At 54.5% G+C, this 17,667-nt stretch carries 18 protein-coding genes and 1 tRNA gene; 8 read left to right on the top strand and 11 right to left on the bottom strand.

Annotated elements, in window-relative coordinates; translation table 11 throughout:
- Positions 1 to 3: 3 nt before the first annotated feature.
- Positions 4 to 486, bottom strand: coding sequence for a Fe-S cluster assembly transcriptional regulator IscR (iscR, locus tag CPter91_RS06500; RefSeq protein WP_061938514.1), 483 nt, complete (start codon positions 484 to 486; stop codon positions 4 to 6).
- 328 nt (positions 487 to 814) lie between these two features.
- Here iscR and CPter91_RS06495 point away from each other — a divergent pair, with 328 nt between their 5' ends.
- Entirely contained in the window at positions 815 to 1,588 is a 774-nt protein-coding gene (locus tag CPter91_RS06495) for a TetR/AcrR family transcriptional regulator (RefSeq protein ID WP_061938510.1), read from the top strand.
- A 210-nt stretch (positions 1,589 to 1,798) separates the two neighbouring features.
- On the opposite strand, the gene CPter91_RS06490 is transcribed toward CPter91_RS06495, so the two are convergent.
- Positions 1,799 to 2,587 (bottom strand): uracil-DNA glycosylase family protein, encoded by a 789-nt coding sequence (locus CPter91_RS06490; RefSeq protein ID WP_061938507.1) that lies wholly within the window; start codon positions 2,585 to 2,587, stop codon positions 1,799 to 1,801.
- Positions 2,588 to 2,879: 292 nt separating this feature from the next.
- On the bottom strand, positions 2,880 to 4,961 hold the full coding sequence (uvrB, locus tag CPter91_RS06485; RefSeq protein WP_061938504.1) for an excinuclease ABC subunit UvrB: 2,082 nt from the start codon (positions 4,959 to 4,961) through the stop codon (positions 2,880 to 2,882).
- Positions 4,962 to 5,088: 127 nt separating this feature from the next.
- Here uvrB and CPter91_RS06480 point away from each other — a divergent pair, with 127 nt between their 5' ends.
- Positions 5,089 to 6,306 (top strand): amino acid aminotransferase, encoded by a 1,218-nt coding sequence (locus tag CPter91_RS06480; RefSeq protein ID WP_061938501.1) that lies wholly within the window; start codon positions 5,089 to 5,091, stop codon positions 6,304 to 6,306.
- Between the two features lie 109 nt (positions 6,307 to 6,415).
- Positions 6,416 to 6,491 (top strand) — tRNA-Asn (locus CPter91_RS06475).
- A 113-nt stretch (positions 6,492 to 6,604) separates the two neighbouring features.
- On the opposite strand, the gene CPter91_RS06470 is transcribed toward CPter91_RS06475, so the two are convergent.
- A complete protein-coding gene (locus tag CPter91_RS06470) occupies positions 6,605 to 7,768 on the bottom strand; it encodes a hypothetical protein (protein WP_150119640.1) in 1,164 nt (387 codons plus the stop codon).
- Positions 7,769 to 7,829: 61 nt separating this feature from the next.
- Positions 7,830 to 8,105, bottom strand: coding sequence for a helix-turn-helix domain-containing protein (locus CPter91_RS27695; RefSeq protein ID WP_082792654.1), 276 nt, complete (start codon positions 8,103 to 8,105; stop codon positions 7,830 to 7,832).
- A gap of 98 nt (positions 8,106 to 8,203) precedes the next feature.
- On the opposite strand from CPter91_RS27695, the gene CPter91_RS26420 reads away from it, so the two are divergent.
- The gene (locus CPter91_RS26420; protein WP_150119639.1) at positions 8,204 to 8,806 is read left to right on the top strand and encodes a hypothetical protein; all 603 of its coding nucleotides are present in this window, start codon (positions 8,204 to 8,206) and stop codon (positions 8,804 to 8,806) included.
- Between the two features lie 24 nt (positions 8,807 to 8,830).
- Here CPter91_RS26420 and CPter91_RS06465 read toward each other — a convergent pair whose 3' ends face one another.
- The 3 genes from CPter91_RS06465 to CPter91_RS06455 are packed head-to-tail and all read right to left on the bottom strand — an operon-like array spanning position 8,831 to position 10,380.
- Positions 8,831 to 9,550: a hypothetical protein gene (locus tag CPter91_RS06465; protein WP_061938495.1), complete on the bottom strand. Its 720-nt coding sequence runs from the start codon at positions 9,548 to 9,550 to the stop codon at positions 8,831 to 8,833.
- Positions 9,531 to 10,067, bottom strand: coding sequence for a DUF5681 domain-containing protein (locus CPter91_RS06460; RefSeq protein ID WP_205631663.1), 537 nt, complete (start codon positions 10,065 to 10,067; stop codon positions 9,531 to 9,533). Before CPter91_RS06460 ends, CPter91_RS06465 begins: the two co-directional genes overlap by 20 nt.
- 37 nt (positions 10,068 to 10,104) lie before the next feature.
- On the bottom strand, positions 10,105 to 10,380 hold the full coding sequence (locus CPter91_RS06455; RefSeq protein WP_061938492.1) for a hypothetical protein: 276 nt from the start codon (positions 10,378 to 10,380) through the stop codon (positions 10,105 to 10,107).
- A 525-nt stretch (positions 10,381 to 10,905) separates the two neighbouring features.
- Between CPter91_RS06455 and CPter91_RS06450 the strand changes: the two genes are divergently transcribed.
- The gene (locus tag CPter91_RS06450; protein WP_150119638.1) at positions 10,906 to 11,577 is read left to right on the top strand and encodes a hypothetical protein; all 672 of its coding nucleotides are present in this window, start codon (positions 10,906 to 10,908) and stop codon (positions 11,575 to 11,577) included.
- 48 nt (positions 11,578 to 11,625) lie between these two features.
- On the opposite strand, the gene CPter91_RS06445 is transcribed toward CPter91_RS06450, so the two are convergent.
- Together CPter91_RS06445 and CPter91_RS06440 are read right to left on the bottom strand one after the other, a co-directional pair.
- Positions 11,626 to 12,027, bottom strand: a complete 402-nt coding sequence (locus tag CPter91_RS06445; RefSeq protein ID WP_061938486.1) for a hypothetical protein — start codon at positions 12,025 to 12,027, stop codon at positions 11,626 to 11,628.
- A complete protein-coding gene (locus CPter91_RS06440; protein ID WP_099047168.1) occupies positions 12,005 to 12,595 on the bottom strand; it encodes a nucleotidyltransferase domain-containing protein in 591 nt (196 codons plus the stop codon). Before CPter91_RS06440 ends, CPter91_RS06445 begins: the two co-directional genes overlap by 23 nt.
- Before the next feature lie 363 nt (positions 12,596 to 12,958).
- Between CPter91_RS06440 and CPter91_RS06435 the strand changes: the two genes are divergently transcribed.
- Complete coding sequence (locus CPter91_RS06435) at positions 12,959 to 13,687, top strand: phytanoyl-CoA dioxygenase family protein (protein WP_082792653.1); 729 nt, start codon at positions 12,959 to 12,961, stop codon at positions 13,685 to 13,687.
- A gap of 81 nt (positions 13,688 to 13,768) precedes the next feature.
- Here the strand turns inward: CPter91_RS06435 and CPter91_RS06430 are convergent, their stop codons facing one another.
- A complete protein-coding gene (locus CPter91_RS06430; RefSeq protein WP_167595137.1) occupies positions 13,769 to 14,728 on the bottom strand; it encodes a LysR family transcriptional regulator in 960 nt (319 codons plus the stop codon).
- Positions 14,729 to 14,885: 157 nt separating this feature from the next.
- Here CPter91_RS06430 and CPter91_RS06425 point away from each other — a divergent pair, with 157 nt between their 5' ends.
- The gene (locus CPter91_RS06425) at positions 14,886 to 16,295 is read left to right on the top strand and encodes a parallel beta-helix domain-containing protein (RefSeq protein WP_061938480.1); all 1,410 of its coding nucleotides are present in this window, start codon (positions 14,886 to 14,888) and stop codon (positions 16,293 to 16,295) included.
- A 133-nt stretch (positions 16,296 to 16,428) separates the two neighbouring features.
- Positions 16,429 to 17,640 carry an SO2930 family diheme c-type cytochrome gene (locus tag CPter91_RS06420; protein ID WP_061938477.1) on the top strand — a complete coding sequence of 404 codons (1,212 nt, stop codon included), beginning with the start codon at positions 16,429 to 16,431 and terminating at the stop codon, positions 17,638 to 17,640.
- The last annotated feature ends 27 nt before the right edge of the window (positions 17,641 to 17,667 follow it).

The following is a 17,667-nucleotide window of genomic DNA, read 5'->3' as shown; positions in this document are numbered from 1 at the left end:
CAATCAAGCAACCAGGTGGGACCGGTGCATCACCACCACATTTTGTTCCAGTGTCTTCTTTTGCTGCGCGTGCTGCTGCTCTACCAAATCCTTGAGCGATACCGAATCCAGATACTCAACCATCTTGGCGTTCAGGGTCGACCACAGATCGTGCGTCATGCAGCGGCCGCCGCCTTCGTGGTCCGGGCTGTGGCAATTTTCCTTGCCGCCGCACTGGGTCGCATCCAGCGGTTCGTCGACCGCGATGATGATATCGGCCACGGTGACGTCTTCCGCCTTGCGCGCCAGGTTGTATCCGCCGCCTGGCCCGCGCACGGATTCAACAATCTGGTGACGGCGCAACTTACCGAACAATTGTTCCAGATACGATAAGGAAATCTCTTGCCGCTCGCTGATGGCGGACAAAGTCACAGGACCCTTGCCCTGGCGCAATGCCAAATCGATCATCGCAGTTACCGCAAACCGGCCTTTTGTAGTCAGACGCATGTAATCTCCGCTCTTAAACCTATCTATCTGCGCCTTCCCGATCAGGAAAAGCGAAGTGTTACGACAGTATACCAAACTTGAGTGAATCCGTCAGGTATTGCCCGATTCCTGAAATCCCGCGCCAGTCATGGCTTTCAAGGCGATTGTCATTTAATCAACCACAGAAAAACAGGGTATGCCGGAAAGCCTCCGCCGGGGGTGGAAATAAGGCATTCCTTATAGGGCAGAGGCAGGGAAAAACCGTTTCCTGCAAAAAATTTATGCAAGGATGCGACGCTTAAACCTATAATGTCGACCCTCCCGCACAGTCCTATTCGATACGTTTAGCATGGCCATCCGCAAATCCAAGACACCGCAATCCCCGACCCAGCGAGCCGACCAGAAGCGCGTCGACATCCTGAAGTCCGCCGGCAAGTGTTTCCGCAAGAACGGCTTTCACCAGACCTCGATGCAGGAAATCTGCGCCGAAGTAGGCCTGGGACCGGGCGCCGTCTACCGCTATTTCACCAGCAAGGATGCCATCATCGCCGCCATGGCCGAGGACGAGCGGCGCCAGGCGCGCACCATGCTGTCGGAATTCCACGATACCGACGACCTGCCGCAAACCCTGTCCGCCATCACCCGCGCGTTCGCCCAGCGTTACGCAGCGATCAGCGATGCCGGCCTGATGACGGAAATCTATGCCGAAGGCTTGCGCAACAAGCGCGTCGGCGCGGTGATCAAGAAGGCGGAGACGGAATGGGTGGACGGCCTGGCAGACATGCTGCGCACCGCCCAGGAACGCGGCCAGATCGATACTGCGCTGGATGCCCAGCAGGCGGCGCTGCTGCTGACCGCGATGTGGGACGGCATCGTGATCCGCCAGGCGTATACCCAGGAAGTGCCGGAAGGGATGCTGGCGCTGTTCGACGACATGCTGAAGCGCTGGCTCTCCAGCGCCGCGGTCAGCAGCAAGCGGGTCAAGCCGGCGCCTGCTCCCGCGCCGAAAAAGGCGCCGGCCGCGCCGGAGTTCGACTTTGCGCCCGAAGCGGAAGCCGAGCCGGATGCCGACAAGACGCCGACCCAGGCCGAAACCGACCTGCGCCAGATGAGCCTGATTTAATGATTCATCAGACTTTTCTATGGGTGAAAAAATACTTTCGTGTGTAGGGTGGGCACGCTTTTGTGCCCACGCGGATACCGACACAGCGTGGGCACAAAAGCGTGCCCACCCTACCTCTTGCGCGATAGCGCCTCCGGTAAGTCTGAACAATCGATTTAATTTGATTTGATGACTTGGCCCGGACCATCCCGGGCCAGGAACGCGCGCCTACTACGCGCGCTTCAACAACTGCATCGGCCCGAACAGGGCTTGCATGCCGGCGTTGCCGATAAAGCTGAGATTATAAGGATGCTCGGCGACCGCCTTCGGAAAACGCGCAGTGACCGCATAGGCATTCAGCTGCTCGGCGATCTTCCCCCACAGCACCAGCGTCGGCAGCGCCGCGCCACGCTCTTCCGCAGCATCCGCCAAGCCCTGCAGCACCGCCTGCATGAAGGGCTGCCAGCCTTTGGCGTCCTTCACCGGCGGCACGTCGGCACGGAACACCAGCGACGCATTCAGCAGCAGGAAGCCCTGCCCCACCATATTGTCCTGCAAGTCCGCCAGCAGCTGGATCGCCGGCGAGCCGGGCAGCTGTGCTTTGTGGGCGACGCCGGACATGGCATCGCCGGTGGTGCTTTCGATGGCCAACTGGCCATCGGCCACCAGCAACATCTTCATGAAGTTGCGCAGCGAGGTGGCGCGATTGACCTGCTTCGACAAACCCTTCTCCGACCACAAAGAGCCGACCGCACCATCCATGAAACATACGCCGGTGGCGCTGGCAGCGCGCGGATAAGGCCCCTCGCCTACCAGCACATAGCGCACCGCCTGCAGCGGCTGGGTGAAGGCGGCGAACATGCGGCCTTCGGTCGGCAGGTAATCGGCTACGGCCAGATCCTGCAAATAAGCTGGATTGGCTTGCGCCACGGCGCGCAGGCCGGCTTCCAGGATGGCGAGCCAGGAGGGGTGAACGCCTCGTAAAGCGTCACGGATTGAAGCAGGTAGAAAATCAGTCATAAGCTATTAAAAATACAGTTTAAATGCACAAAGCAATCACTTGCCCTCAACAACTGCGCCGCCTGGGAGACTCGGTCTAGACACCCCCAGCTGCGCGCTCCTACCTCGCCGGCCACAGCTACGCGCCCCGGTCTAGGCGACCCCAGCTGCGCGCCCCGGTCTAGGCGACCCCGTCATTCCCGCGAACGCGGGAATCCATGTTGCAGCAACTAACATGGGTCCCCGCGTTCGCGGGGACGACACATCTCAAGTCTTGGCTGAACGAGCTCGTGCCTACTTAAAGCCGCTGCAACTACATAACAATATTGTCCGCCCCCGGCGCGCCAAACAGCTGCTGCTTCAGCACATGCAGCTGATCGCGCACCTGCGCGGCCTTTTCGAACTCCAGGTTCTTGGCATGATCGACCATCTGCTTTTCCAGGCGCTTGATTTCCTTGCTCACCTGTTTCTCGCTCATCGCCTCGTACTTGGCCTGGTCCTGCGCCGCATGCAGCTCTTCGCGCGCTTCCTGCGGGCTGTAGACGCCGTCGATCAGCTCCCGGATCTGCTTGCTGATGCCGACCGGCGTGATGCCGTTGGCGGTATTGAAGGCAATCTGCTTGTTGCGGCGGCGCTCGGTTTCATCGATCGCGCGGCGCATCGAATCGGTCATGCGATCGGCATACAGGATCGCCTTGCCGTTGAGGTTACGGGCAGCGCGGCCGATGGTCTGGATCAGGCTGCGCTCGGAACGCAGGAAGCCTTCCTTGTCGGCATCCAGGATCGCCACCAGCGACACTTCCGGAATGTCCAGGCCTTCGCGCAGCAGGTTGATCCCAACCAGCACATCGAAGGTTCCCAGGCGCAGGTCGCGGATGATCTCGACCCGCTCGACGGTTTCGATATCGCTGTGCAGATAGCGCACCTTGATGCCGTTATCGCTCAGGAATTCGGTCAGCTGCTCGGCCATGCGCTTGGTCAGCGTAGTCACCAGCACGCGCTCGTTCTTCTTGATGCGGGCAGTGGCCTCGCTCATCAGGTCGTCGACCTGGCTCAAGGCCGGCCGCACTTCGATCGCAGGATCGATCAGGCCGGTCGGCCGCACCACCTGCTCCACCACCTGGTCGGCATGCTGCTTTTCGTAATCGGCCGGCGTGGCTGAAACGAAAATCGTCTGCCGCATCTTGCCTTCGAATTCATCGAAACGCAGCGGCCGGTTGTCCAGCGCCGACGGTAGACGGAAACCGTAATCCACCAGGTTGGTCTTGCGCGAACGGTCACCGTTGTACATGGCGTTCAGCTGGCCGATCAACACGTGCGACTCGTCCAGGAACATCAGGGCATCCGGCGGCAAATAGTCGACCAGGGTCGGCGGCGGTTCGCCCGGCAAGGCGCCGCTCAGGTGGCGCGAATAGTTTTCGATACCCTTGGTGAAACCGATTTCCTGCATCATTTCCAGGTCGAAACGGGTGCGCTGCTCGATACGCTGCTCTTCGATCAATTTATTTTCCTTACGGAAAAATTCCAGGCGGTCGCGCAGCTCTTCCTTGATGGTGTCGATGGCACGCAACACGGTCGCGCGCGGCGTCACATAGTGCGAACCCGGATAGACCGTGAAGCGCGGAATCTTCTGGCGCACGCGGCCGGTGAGCGGATCGAACAGCTGCAAGTTGTCGATTTCATCGTCGAACATCTCGATGCGTAGGGCCAGTTCGGCATGCTCGGCCGGAAAGACGTCGATGGTGTCGCCGCGCACGCGGAAGGTGCCGCGGCCGAAATCGATCTCGTTGCGCGTGTACTGCATCTGGATCAGGCGCGCTATCACATCGCGCTGGCTGACCTTGTCCTTGGCGCGCAAGGTCAGGATCATCTGGTGGTATTCGTTGGGATTACCGATACCGTAGATGGCCGACACCGTTGCCACAATGACCACATCGCGCCGCTCCATCAGCGATTTGGTGCAGGACAGCCGCATCTGCTCGATGTGCTCGTTGATCGAGGAATCTTTCTCGATGAACAAGTCGCGCTGCGGCACATACGCTTCCGGCTGGTAGTAATCGTAGTAGCTGACGAAGTATTCCACCGCGTTGTGCGGGAAGAACTCGCGGAACTCGCTGTACAGCTGCGCCGCCAGTGTCTTGTTGGGCGCAAAGATGATGGCCGGCCGCCCCATGCGGGCAATGACGTTAGCCATCGTATAAGTCTTGCCGGAGCCGGTCACCCCGAGCAAAGTCTGGTAAAACAAGCCGTCCGTCACCCCTTCCGCCAGCTTGTCGATGGCCGCAGGCTGGTCGCCGGCCGGCTGGAAGGGCTGGAACAATTTATAGGGCGAATCAGGAAAAGTGACGATTTTGGACTCGTCGACGGTACTGGAAACCTGTGATATGTCAGCCATGGGCCTCGACCTTTGGTAAAATAGACGGTAGTAAAATCCGCGCCGATCAGCGATGTATCCATGACCCGGCACAGCATTCAACCCGGCTACAAGAAACGCTTTGCAGCCAACTTTTCATGTTATCACGATGAACGCACCTCTTTCAGCCTCCCTCTTCACCGCCATCGAAATGGCGCCACGCGATCCCATCCTGGGCATTACCGAAGGTTTCAATGCGGATCAGAACCCAGGCAAAACCAACCTCGGCGTCGGCGTCTACTACGATGATAACGGCAAGGTGCCGCTGCTGGAGTGCGTGCAAAAAGCGGAAGCCCAACTGATCGAAAAACTGTCGCCGCGCACCTATCTGCCGATCGAAGGCCTGGCCGCCTACGACAAGGCTGTGCAAGAACTGGTATTTGGGGCCGACAGCGCCGTCGTGCAAGAGAAACGTGCGATCACCGTGCAAGCCATCGGCGGCACCGGCGCATTGAAACTGGGCGCCGACTTCCTCAAGCGCTTCAGCGCCGACAACACCCAAGTCTGGATCAGCGACCCGAGCTGGGAAAACCACCGCGCGCTGTTTGAATCGGCCGGCTTCACCGTCAACAACTATCCCTACTACGACCCAAGCACCCGCGGCGTCAACTTCAGCGGCATGTTGGACGCGCTGAAAGCCATGCCAAGCGGCTCCGTGGTGCTGCTGCACGCCTGCTGCCACAACCCGACCGGCGCCGACCTGAGCGACGCCGAATGGACCCAGGTCATCGAAGTAGTGACCCAGCGCGGCCTGGTGCCTTTCCTCGACATGGCCTACCAAGGCTTCGGCGACGGCATCGAAGCCGACGGCCAGGTAGTGCGCCGCTTCACCGAAGCCGGCGGCCCGGTATTCGTATCGAACTCGTTCTCGAAATCGTTCTCGCTGTACGGCGAACGCGTCGGCGCCCTGAGCATCGTCGCCGCCAGCAAGGAAGAAGCCGGCCGCGTACTGTCGCAACTCAAGCGCGTGGTACGCACCAACTACTCCAACCCGCCGATCCACGGCGGCCAGGTAGTCGCCACTGCCCTGGCCTCGCCAGAGCTGCGCAAGCTGTGGGAAGAAGAACTGGCCGGCATGCGCCTGCGCATCCGCGAAATGCGCCAGCTGCTGGTCAAGAAACTGAAGGAACAAGCCCCAGGCCACGACTTCGACTTCGTCATCAAGCAGCGCGGCATGTTTTCCTACTCCGGCCTGACCAAGGCCCAGGTGGAACGCCTGCGCGACGAATTCTCGATCTACGCCGTAGACACAGGCCGCATCTGCGTCGCCGCGCTGAATTCGAAAAATATTGATAATGTTGTCGCCGCAATCGCAAAAGTCCTGTAATATTCGGGTCCCGAAGCAGTTGCAACAAATGCTTCGGGAGACGTAGAAAAGTTTAGAAAAAGCTTTGACAACGCAGCTGATTCAAGACTATAATTCTGCTTCTTTCAATTCCCTGATAGCTCAGTTGGTAGAGCGACGGACTGTTAATCCGCAGGTCCCTGGTTCGAGTCCAGGTCGGGGAGCCAGAATACATAAGGGCCAGCTACATGCTGGCCCTTTTCTGTTTACGGCTTGTGTAAGCGCTTTGTAAGCCCCGCCCCTTGGTCTACCTCGTGGCCGCAGTCGAGAGGCTCGGCACTCACTCCTCAGGCCACTCCTTCGTTAAACCAAATAGCTCATTCAGTGATACACCGGGTCGTTCGACCAATTTGCCGTCTTCAACAACAGCGTGCGTAAATATGCGACTAGCGCTGGGTAATTTGTGCGCCGGTCGCGGATTCTCATACAACATATTTGAGCCACGGGCTGCGAAATGCCACGCATCGAGCGAACGGAAAAGCCATACGCCGCTTAGCCTAGTACATTGAGGACCGTCAGGCCCATTCCATACTCCATCCGGCAAGCGCGCATACTCCTGCACCGCGCCGACACCCTCATTGCGAGCTATCCACAACTGCAATTGACCAAAGAGAGCATCCCGTTCCTGACTCACGTCCACCGCGTGCTGCTCAATGTTAATCGCGACAACTAATGGGAAATCCAACTCCCCATATCGACCATTCTTAAACTTCGCAACTGACTTAATGGAATCCCTGATATCTATTGAGCGAACCCCGAAACCTAATATCCCAATAGTTCGACGACCTCCGTCGCGCCTGTCGGCGCGTCGGGGAATTGCCCCAAAAGTAATGTGCCATCCATCGTGCTCAAAAATCATCTGAGGTAATGCCTTACCTGCCAGATATTCCGCTTCAACGCTATTAACATCAAGTTTATTCAGCCATGTCCGTAAAGCATGTCGCAATTTTTTGCCTGGAACATTACTGCGAGGGCTACCATCTGGATCTATTTGAAGTAAGAAATTCGGTGAAGGAAAATTATCAATAACTTTCAAAATCTGATTTTTTCGCTTTTCAGCGGCTAGCTCCTGCTGGCTATATTGCCTGGCCAAGGCCGCCTCGACATAGAAGCTCTCGCCATCCGTCGAACACACTAAAAAATCAGGTAGGCGCCCATTCCCATCTAGTATTTCCGGGTGAACCGTCACAGACCAACCAAGGCGGACAAACATCTCGTGAAGAATAAGTTCAAACGTAGCTGAGGCAAATTGAATATCTGACGCTCTCATGCGTTTAATCAACTCATTGCGATGTTCGACAGGATAATGCTCTAAGCAATTGCATAGGAATTCACGCACTCTGGCAGCTTCAGGTCTATTTGACAGATTCAAGTACTCAAAATCGGCCCAACCATATTGCGTTCCACCTTCCAATGTCCGTTCAATGTCGTCAAATATTGTCATCACGTCTTGTCGTGCCTCGGCAATTTATAGTTGTATTTCTGAGCAAGAAGTGTCACACACTCTAGGTCTTGTCGCCCAAGTTTGAGGAACTCCCGTGCAAATACCGCTCCTCAGTTTCCCGAACTAGGTCGGCGGCGGAAAACCCCAATGCACCAGCAAGCCCAATCAATGTGGTGAGCGTCGGTTGCTTAAGGCCGCGTTCAAGGCGAGACACAAATGTTCTGTCTATCCCAGCACGAAAGGCTAGTTCCTCCTGTGAGATGCCCTGCTCTGCCCTGTGACACCGAAGAATCTCGCCAAAAATTGGAGCAATGTTGGATATTTGTGAATTCGCCATGCAGCGAATTTCGTTTTAATGCGGCCTATAGTCCACGGCCTATAGTCACGTATAATAAAATTTGTTGTATGTATGTTCACTTTAAAAAGGGATGAGAAATGAAAAAGAACGTAAAAAAACTACTGGCAATATTCGCGCTAGGAATTCTCTCAGGCTGCGCTTCGCAAGTACCGTTGCCAAGCAACGTGGCAGTAACTCAAAGTGGTTCAAACGGATCGTACATTGACAAAGTGGATTTTTCTTACGATGCGCAAGGCACTCCAGATTTTTCAAAGCTCAAGTTATGTGTGGCTGAAAACGTAACGAATAACGATGTAAGCCTGCGCGATGCATCTGGTTCATTCGTAGGTGCTTATACGAAAAATTACTATCAGACCAACCACATGCAAACCGTCTCTGGAAAAAACGTGTTCAAGTATCTCGATGAAAACAGCTCAACTCTGATTGCTAATGGCACTACGGTATCTGTTACACAATCTCTCATCCCGATAAAAGACTTTGTAAAGTACGAGGCAAAATCTGCTGTCGCTAACAACAAAATCACGCTGGTATTTTTCAACATCACGCGTGCACAGCAAGACACCGGAGCCGCTACAAATGATGGCTTCAATCCAGTTGGTGTTTGGCCAGGTGCTAGATCACAAGATGTGTACGCATCCCTTGAAACTGTCGCCCATAAAATTAAAACCTGCCTCAACTAAATAGTACAACTCCCGCCAGATGCATCAAAATAGTGATGGCGGGAGCTGTTTTACTTCAGTTCCAAGTTTGAAAGCAGTGGACTTATAGAGATGGGTTACATCGTTGGAATCTGGCAGCACATTTCCGGTCTCAACGTCAATCGATACGTAAAGGGCGTCACGTAGCTGCATTTGTGACGCCTCTGCCGCCAACTCCCAATCATCCAGCGCAGCTATCATAGGCACGAGCATGTGGTTAGTGGCAGTCGTGCCGACACGCTTCGGCGCGGCCATTTCGAGCATATCGAACAGCTTGCATAATGCGGCGAGCCGTACATTGACGTTGGCATCGGTAGTACCTATGCGAAGTAGCTCTTGAACCACCGCATCTCGACCATGCAAAGGCGGTTTGCTCGCAAATTGGACATCCTTTTCAACATGGGCGAGGCGCTCAAGCGTTCGTTTATTCATAACTTTATCCAAGGCAAAAACTTCGGCAGGACCAAGCGGTGGTCCACCAGGCAGGCATCCATATTTTTTCAAGCGATCTAACCGCAGGTCGTTGACCACGGCCATGACGCGAGCATACAGTTCTGCGGCTGATTCATTCCCGTTACGAACCAACTTCACGGCCATTCCAAAATAATAAATTAGATAGGCCTCTGGATCTGCCACGCCCTTTGCTGCAAATAGTTGATACTCGGCTCTGACCGCCTGCAAAGTGAAAATGATCTCTGAATCTTTCTTAAGACGGATAGTGTCCATTCGCTCCCCTCGCTTCAAGCATAGCAATCTCTGCGGCGGCAAGTGCAGCGTTTTCGCTTTGCCGGTTTAATACTGCCTCAACACTTCCCAACCGTGCAGCTAGCTCATCAACTTCTTTTAATTTTGAAAACGAGCTAATACTGTCGATAAGGAGCTTGCCAGTTTCTGGATCGATATCACCGACAGAAACAGCACAAAGAATTTGCTGAGCCTGTTGCGTTAGCGGCCCATTAGGGTCAAGGTCAAATTGCACTCGCTCCGCCCGTGCACGCAGAACGGGCTGGATACGACTGAGGACGATATTGGCTGCGGTCATATCGCCTCCAAGGGCAGCGTCAATGACCACGCGGGCTATAGCAGCACCGTCATCCATCAACGCCTCTGAAATCTGCGTCTTTTTGTTTGGCGTTCCTTTGGGACGACCGCGATAATTTCCAGACTGCCCTTTTTTCCATTGATGGTCTTTTGTTCCTGGCTGGTGGCCTTGAAGCCAACTTGGCGCGGTTGTTGTGGTCATTTTTTGAATCTCTGCTATTTACAGGAAAAGTACACGTTTAAGGTTTCATAAAAAATGCAGAGTCGTTACGAGCTTGGCGTAGTGACTGCACTTTTTCCCAACTACCGCCCATTGCTTTTGTTACCTCGGTATGGATCAGTGGCCCGCTATTCTGCATAAGGTCACGAGCCGACTTCATAACGTCTAAGCGCCTTACCACAGCCGACGCAGCACCAATCGCCGCAATAATGTAGGAGACGCCAATTCTCGATGCAAATTTCTCTGCACCTTGCGAATCTAGTTGACCGGTCACATTCATTTTCGTAAGCTTCATCTATGTTCTGCTTTCTACCATCGATAGAGAGTGGAAATAAAAAGCCCCTGACGCTGCAAACGTTCAGGGGCTTTTGCTTTGGGCGAAAAAAAGCCCACTAACCTTACGGCAGCGGGGTGAGTCCAAAACTTAGGGAGAGTTGGAGGAGACGGATTCACTGTAGTCCGCCCGTTCCAATTCGCGACAACTATTTACACCTTCTTACTGCAGCTACATTTCCTGACGTCCCGAGAATATCAAACGCTCTGGAAACTAACGCTCACACGTCCGATCCACCGCTGCCTTGGATCGCATCGACAGCACGCAACTCAATATTTCACATTGTTTCTTATTGTATAGATTTCTTCCCAAAAGAAATGTAGTATCGACAACGCTATTTCTTTGCATAGTTAATATCCAGTGACAAAGATTGAAGACTCTTCAACCGAACTACGGTCACTTCTAAACGCGCCTTTAGTTTCCGGTCCCGGTTGGAACGTACCCTAATTTCATCCGATTATTTTGATTTACAACGCCGCCCAGAACATGAACAACGCCAAAAAATTTGCAATCCTTGTAGCAATCAGTCAGTCATTGGTAGGGTGCGTGAACCTCCCCCCTAGCATTAGCGACATCAAACCTGTAAGTACATCAAAATCATTTACCCTTGCAGATAATCTTGTTGGAAAGCAGAAATTTGTACCTTTAGAATCTTACAAGTCTGAATATGCGCTAGCAAAGGGTACATACACCGCTGAATCAGAAAATGACAAAGGCACTTTGTTTAAAGGCCCCAAATTCTCTGTAATGGTGGAAATGGCACACGCATGCTACGTATGGTCGGGCGGCTTGTGGGTGCCCAAAAATCCTCAAGAAAAGCTACGCCTGTACAGATACCTCTATGTTGATGAGATAGCATATAAAACCTGTGACGCCGCGCTTTCGGTCTTAGGCAAAACGGCTTCTTCCGGATCGCCTGGAATTTCTGCCACCGCAGCTGAATTGTCGAATCAGACATCTGCTACCAATCTGCCTGTAGTTACTAATTCAACAGTTGGAACATCACCGATTCAGGCGGGAATCGGTGGCGGTATAGGCGCCGGGATTGTTGGCGCATTTATCGCATCAGACATAAAAAATAATGCGGGCAAGCCTGGACTGATGTGGGAGATCGACAATGCGGACCTCGAGGCACTTACGAGAAGGCAAGCTAACTAAGCTCCTCTGCGTGCTAGCACCAAATTGAATATTTGCCGAGGCGTGAAATCACAGCATTTTTCCCAGCACCTTCGCACATCGGATGACTTGCTCAGTCAGATCCTCCGTCACCTCGTCGCTGCCCTCGTACTCCAGACCATTCCGCACATCGTGCGCATCGGCCAGCACGCGCCAGACCTCTACTCCGACACCCAAGGTGTGCGGCAAACATTGAAATACGACATAGCGGTTGGCAGGACGATAGCCAAGTCTTCGCAATGCAGCCAAAGAAAATGCGTAGGCCGCGGCATATCCAAGCAAGAATTTTCCTGACGGAGATATTCCGCGCGAGGCGGCATCCTGCAATCGTTCTTTGCCGCTGCGAATGTAGGCATCAAACTCAGATTGGGCAAAAGGCTCGATCTTGAGCTGCCCAATTTTCACGAGATTATCGAGTTGCGCCTTGCTCATCAGGCTTGCCGATCAACTGGATCTTGGGTCCGTCCATGACGGAAATGAGGAAATGATTTTTCCCTTCCAGTTTCCTCTTGTATTCCTTTGGACGATAGACCGTAATCCCTATCTTTCGGCTTAACTTTGTTTCAGCCTCGACTAGCGCGAGATACAGATCCGCACTACCGATGTCATCCGCAAGCACGAACAAATCGATATCGCTGAATGCAGTGTCCTCATTCCTGGCGACCGAACCGTAGATGAAAGCCGATTCGATGCGGCTCTCAAACGGCAACAGCATCTCTTTCAAAACGTGTTCCGGGCCTTCGATCTTGCGGATGATCGCGCTCAACTCTTGAAAAATTGGCGAGTCCACATTCGCCTTGTAGAGAATCACCTTCCCGAGCTCTTGCCGGATTAATAGCCCCGCCTCCGTCAGCTTACCCAACTCGCGCTGGGCCGATGCCGAGCCTAGTCCGGTTTGACTCATGAGCGCGCGCAGATGCACGCCCCCCGGTTGCGCGAAGACGCTGACCAGGACTGCCTTGGTTGCCTTGGAGAAAAGTGCATCGCTGATTTTACTCATGAGCCATATTTTAGCTCAATTGAGCCAAAATTTAGCACGATTTATTTAATGGAGCAACGGACTCTTAATCCGAAGGGCTTGCTGGAGCAATTTGCTAATAAATCGGAAAGGTGAAGCGTGCTATGTGTCATTGCAAGATTCCACCCTAGCCTTTGCATGTCAAGTTTGTCGAAGAAAAAAACGCTGCAATGCCTGTAACTATTGCTGGTTTGTAGACCAATGCTCCCGAAACCATGTCTAAGAGACTTATAATCTCCCGCTCGTAGCGGTGTGCCGGTTCAAGTCCGGCCTCGGGAACAAAGATAGATCTCCCCTGCGAGTATCCGTTATGTCGAAAATAAAAAGTCAGGTTTAGAGGGAAGCATGATTGAACTCACAGAATCAGGCGCCGTTAGCTCCGTACTTGGCAGCGCCGGCATTGTCGCAAACATAGTTGACGAGAACGGATTCCTGGTTACCGGTCCGCTATTGGGAGATGAGTTCTGTGCTCAACTCGACACTACAATTTCAAAACTCAAACAGGACGGAGTCGGAACTCGAAATTTAATTGAGCATTCATGGTGTGTGAATCTAGCTAAATTAATTCGCGAGCACCAACTCATTGCACCGTTTCTTTCAGCGGCAACTGTCGCCGTACAATGCACCCTATTTGAAAAATCGCAAAATCAAAACTGGCTCGTCCCCGTTCATCAGGATCTGAGCATAACGGTCAAAGAAAGGATCGCACATCCTGCGTTGACAGGATGGTCCGAAAAAGAAGGCTCCATTTTCGTCCAGCCGCCGGATAGCGTTCTTCAGGAGATAGTTGCAATAAGATTTCATATCGACGAATGCGGGCTGAATGACGGACCGCTGCGCGTCGTCGCCGGCTCTCACAAAACTGGCCGGCTCACTAGCCAGGCGGCATTAGCCGAACGAGATCGGATTGGCGAAACCTTGTGTCCTGTCGAACGCGGCGGTGCAATGCTGATGAAGCCGCTATTGCTACACGCATCATTCAAAGCGTCCGGGTATAGCAGAAGACGTGTACTACACTTTGTCTTCGCACCTCCGTTGCTACCTTTCGGATTGAAATGGCGACACGCATTTTAATATTCTGTCCGAGGAGAGCGGTCAGCAAGTTTAGCTATCTTTGCATCGTTCTCAACAAGTCAATGGGACAGGCGATCTCTCTTACCTACTGGCCTTCCTTGTCCGCCCAACCTCACCGTCTGTTTTTTTCTGCCGGGAAGTAGAACAAAGCAAAGCCATCTTATCGACAATCATCTGTTCCAGTAAATTCGACACCAAGGCAATGCTGCGCGCACGCATCCGGACGATCCCGAAATGCACGTTCATCGGCGGTAAATCGACCACATGCAAAGGGCGCAGCTGGCCGAGCGCCAGTTCTTCGCGCAAGACAAACTCGGTGGAAAAAAGACAGGCATCGCTATTCTGGGCTATGCGTTTGAGGATCGTGACATCGTCGCAGATCAGCTTGACGTATTCTTGCGCGCTCAGTCCCAATTTATTCCAGGCCCGCTCTTCCAGCATTGTCGGTATGCTGGGTAAGGCAAGGTGATACTGCAACAGCGCACTCACCGTCGTCGTAGGCTGCGCGCAGAGCGGATGATCGGGGCGCACGAAAAATCCGGCATCCTCTTTATCCAGCCAGCGCGTCGTAAAATCTGCCTGCTGCCGTAGGCCACGCACGTCTGCCACAAAAAAATCGATCTGCTCTGCCTGCAGCTGCCGCAATAGCTGGTCGGCGCCGGCCACATAGGTGCGGACGCTGATCTTTGGATGCGTTTCCATGAATTGCGTCAGCAGCGACGGTAACAGGATCCCTGACGGGAATGAGCTCAGCCCGAAGGAAATTTCACCGTACTCCCCACCCTTCAGCAAGTCCACATCGCGCATGAATGCGCGCGTGTCGGATAACAGATTCTGCGCGTGACGCGCCACTACCCGGCCGGAGCTGGTCAGCAGGACGGCCTTCGGGGTGCGTTCAAACAGTACCAGGTCCAGCTCTTTTTCCAGCGCCTGGATGCTGCGTGAAAACGCCGACTGCGACAGGTGTGAACGCTCGGCGGCGCGGGCAAAACTACCCTCTGCCGCCAAGGCGAGCATGTGTTGTAATTTTCTGGATTCCATGTCTCTGATTATTTTTATTTGCACGGCCGATGCAAACAATGCATCGCATGGCCTTAAAGAATGCATTGGATATTGCTGGAAATCAAGGCTTTAATAACGACAAAGTAAAAAAACAATGACGCAGCGCCGTCCTCGTTAAAAAATAGGGAGACTATTAATGATGCAATTCCAGTTCCGTTCGCGCCTCATGACAGCGGCGATAATCACAGCCCTCGCCGCCTGCGGCGATGGCGGGATCAGCCGCAATGTCGCGCCCGCGCCCGATAGCGCGAGCAGTACCGTCAAGGTGAGCGCTGCCCAGATGAACGACAGCGATATGAGCAATATCCTGTTCCAGGTCAAACCCGGCAGCACCATCATCCTGCCTGCAGGAAAATTCAAGTTCGACGGCCCGCTGACCATGAACACCGACGCCGTCACGATCAGCGGCCAAGGCAACGGCAGCGATCCGACCAAGGACACGATCTTGTCGTTTGCCGGCGCTTCGTCGAAAAACGGCTTCCAGGCCTTTAACGTCAAGGGCATCACGCTGACCAATTTTGCGGTGGAAGATGCGGTCGGGAATGGCGTGTTTGTTTCCGCTTCGTCGAACGTGACGATGGATGGCCTGCGGGCGGAATGGACTAACGATCCGATCCATACTTCGCAGATGGCGTATGGCTTGTATCCCGTCAATTGCCAAGGCGTGATCGTCAAGAACAGCAAGATCGTCGGCACCCGCGATGCCGGGGTGTATGTGGGGCAATCGGAGAATATCCGTGTGCAAAAAAATGAAGCCTATCTGAATGTCGCTGGCGTCGAAATCGAAAACTCTGACAATGCCATTGTCGAAAACAACGATATCCACGACAACACCGGTGGCATCCTGGTTTTCTCCTTGCCGGGCACCGCCTACGTCATCAAAAAGGGCGCAAACGCCAAGGTGCAGAACAATCACATCTATCGCAACAACACGCCCGTTGCCGCGAATGCTACCGGCTACGTCACCGCCGTGCCGCCCGGGACCGCAGTGATGGTGCTGGCTGCCGACAACACCGAGATCCTGAACAACCTGATCGAAGACCACAAAACCACCAGCATCCTGGCGATCAGCTTCCAGGCAACCGGCATCGCCTTTAACGATCCCTTGTACGAACCCTATGTGCACAGCGTCTACGCGCACGACAACACCATCTCCAAATCGGGCTATGCGCCGGGCGGCGCCTTCGCCGATCCGAATCAGCTCAAGCCCGTCGTGGATGGCTTGTTTGCACAGCTCAAATCCTTCGCTCAGCCCCAGCAGCTGGCCTACGGCATCTGGGACGGCATCGTCGACACCGATCCGAGCAAAGGCAGCGGCACTGCCAGCGATGGCAGCGGCGGCGTGCTCAAGCCGGAATTTGCCGTCTGCGTCAAAGGCAACACTCTTGATACGCCCTTCATCGACGGCTTGCTGTCTTATGAAAGCATGGACCTGAATCTGCGGGGCTTGCTAAGCGGATCCGCACAAGCGCCGAACTTCCCGTTCCCCGCGCGCATGAACTGCACCCTCAGCTTGCCTGCCATTCCTGACATGCCGATTTTCTGAATCGGCGCGCCCGGGCAAGCGACTGCCTTGGCGCCAATCTGGCTCAGATAAATCACCGGGAAATCTGGCGATTTTCGGGAAAAAAACCACAGTATCCATACGCGCAGCAGCTGCGCAAGCACGGAGAATACGCATGAAAATCACACGCACCCTGAAACACCCCCTGCTGTTTGCTGCAGCCTTGCTGACTGCGTCTGTCCTGTTGGTCAGTTGCGGTGGCGGCGGCAGCAGCGACTCGCCTGCCGTTGATACCGGATCGATCAAGGTATTTGACAAATACACTGCTCCGGCCAATCTATCTTCCTGGCAGTTCCTGCTGTCCGACGGCCAGACCTTGAAACTGAATGCCGGCGCTGTGCCCTACGATTTGAACTCAAGCCTTTTCTCCGACTACACTTTCAAATTCCGCGCCATCTACGTCCCGCAGGGCAAACAGATCGCCTACAACGCTGACACCACCTTCGATTTCCCGGTCGGCTCGGTGATCATGAAAACCTTCTACTATCCGAAAGCCGCCTCCAGCGACCCGGCCTTCATCGGCGCGCAACGCATCGGCCACCAGACCACTCAGGGTGAAAGCGTCGATCTCACGCAAAACCGTTTGATCGAAACCCGGGTCCTGGTGCGCCAGGCTGACGGCAGCTGGGCTGGCCTGCCCTATGTCTGGAATGACGACCAGAAGGACGCCAAGCTCAAGACCGGTGGCGCCAACGTCCAGGTAGAACTGCTTGCCGCCGACAACTCGCGCGAGCAATTCAAGTATTCCGTGCCGAACGCGCAAGCTTGCCAGCAATGCCATGCCACCGCCAACGCCGGCGGCAATGCGATCCTGCCTATCGGTCCCAAGGCGCGCAACATGAACAAAACATACCAATACAACAACGGCACGAAAAACCAGCTGGTGAACCTGGCGGATCTCAAGCTCCTGGCTGGCTTGCCAGGCGCGGACAATACGCCAAAGAACGCCGATTGGAGCGACGCCTCGCAACCCCTGCCCGAACGGGCGCGCGCCTACCTGGACGTCAACTGCGCCCACTGCCATAGCACCACCGGACAGGCATTGCAAAGCGGCCTGTTCCTGGGCTTCAATGTGGTCAACGACGCTAGCGCATCCGGCAAATGGGGCGTATGCAAAAAACCCCTGGCCTATGCCGGTCCCGGACTGCCGTACCAGTACGATATCCAGCCCGGCAAGCCGGACGAATCCATCCTGGCTTACCGTATTACCCACACCGATACCGAAGCTGTGATGCCCGTCATCGGACGCCATGTGAATCACACTGAAGGCGACGACATGATACGCGCCTGGATCACGCAGTTGCCGCAGGCGGCGTGCCAGCCATAGGGTCTTGCACCCGATAGCGCCTGCCAC

This window comes from Collimonas pratensis, from assembly GCF_001584185.1.
GTDB lineage: Bacteria > Pseudomonadota > Gammaproteobacteria > Burkholderiales > Burkholderiaceae_D > Collimonas > Collimonas pratensis.
This window is presented reverse-complemented; position numbering and strand designations above follow the sequence as displayed.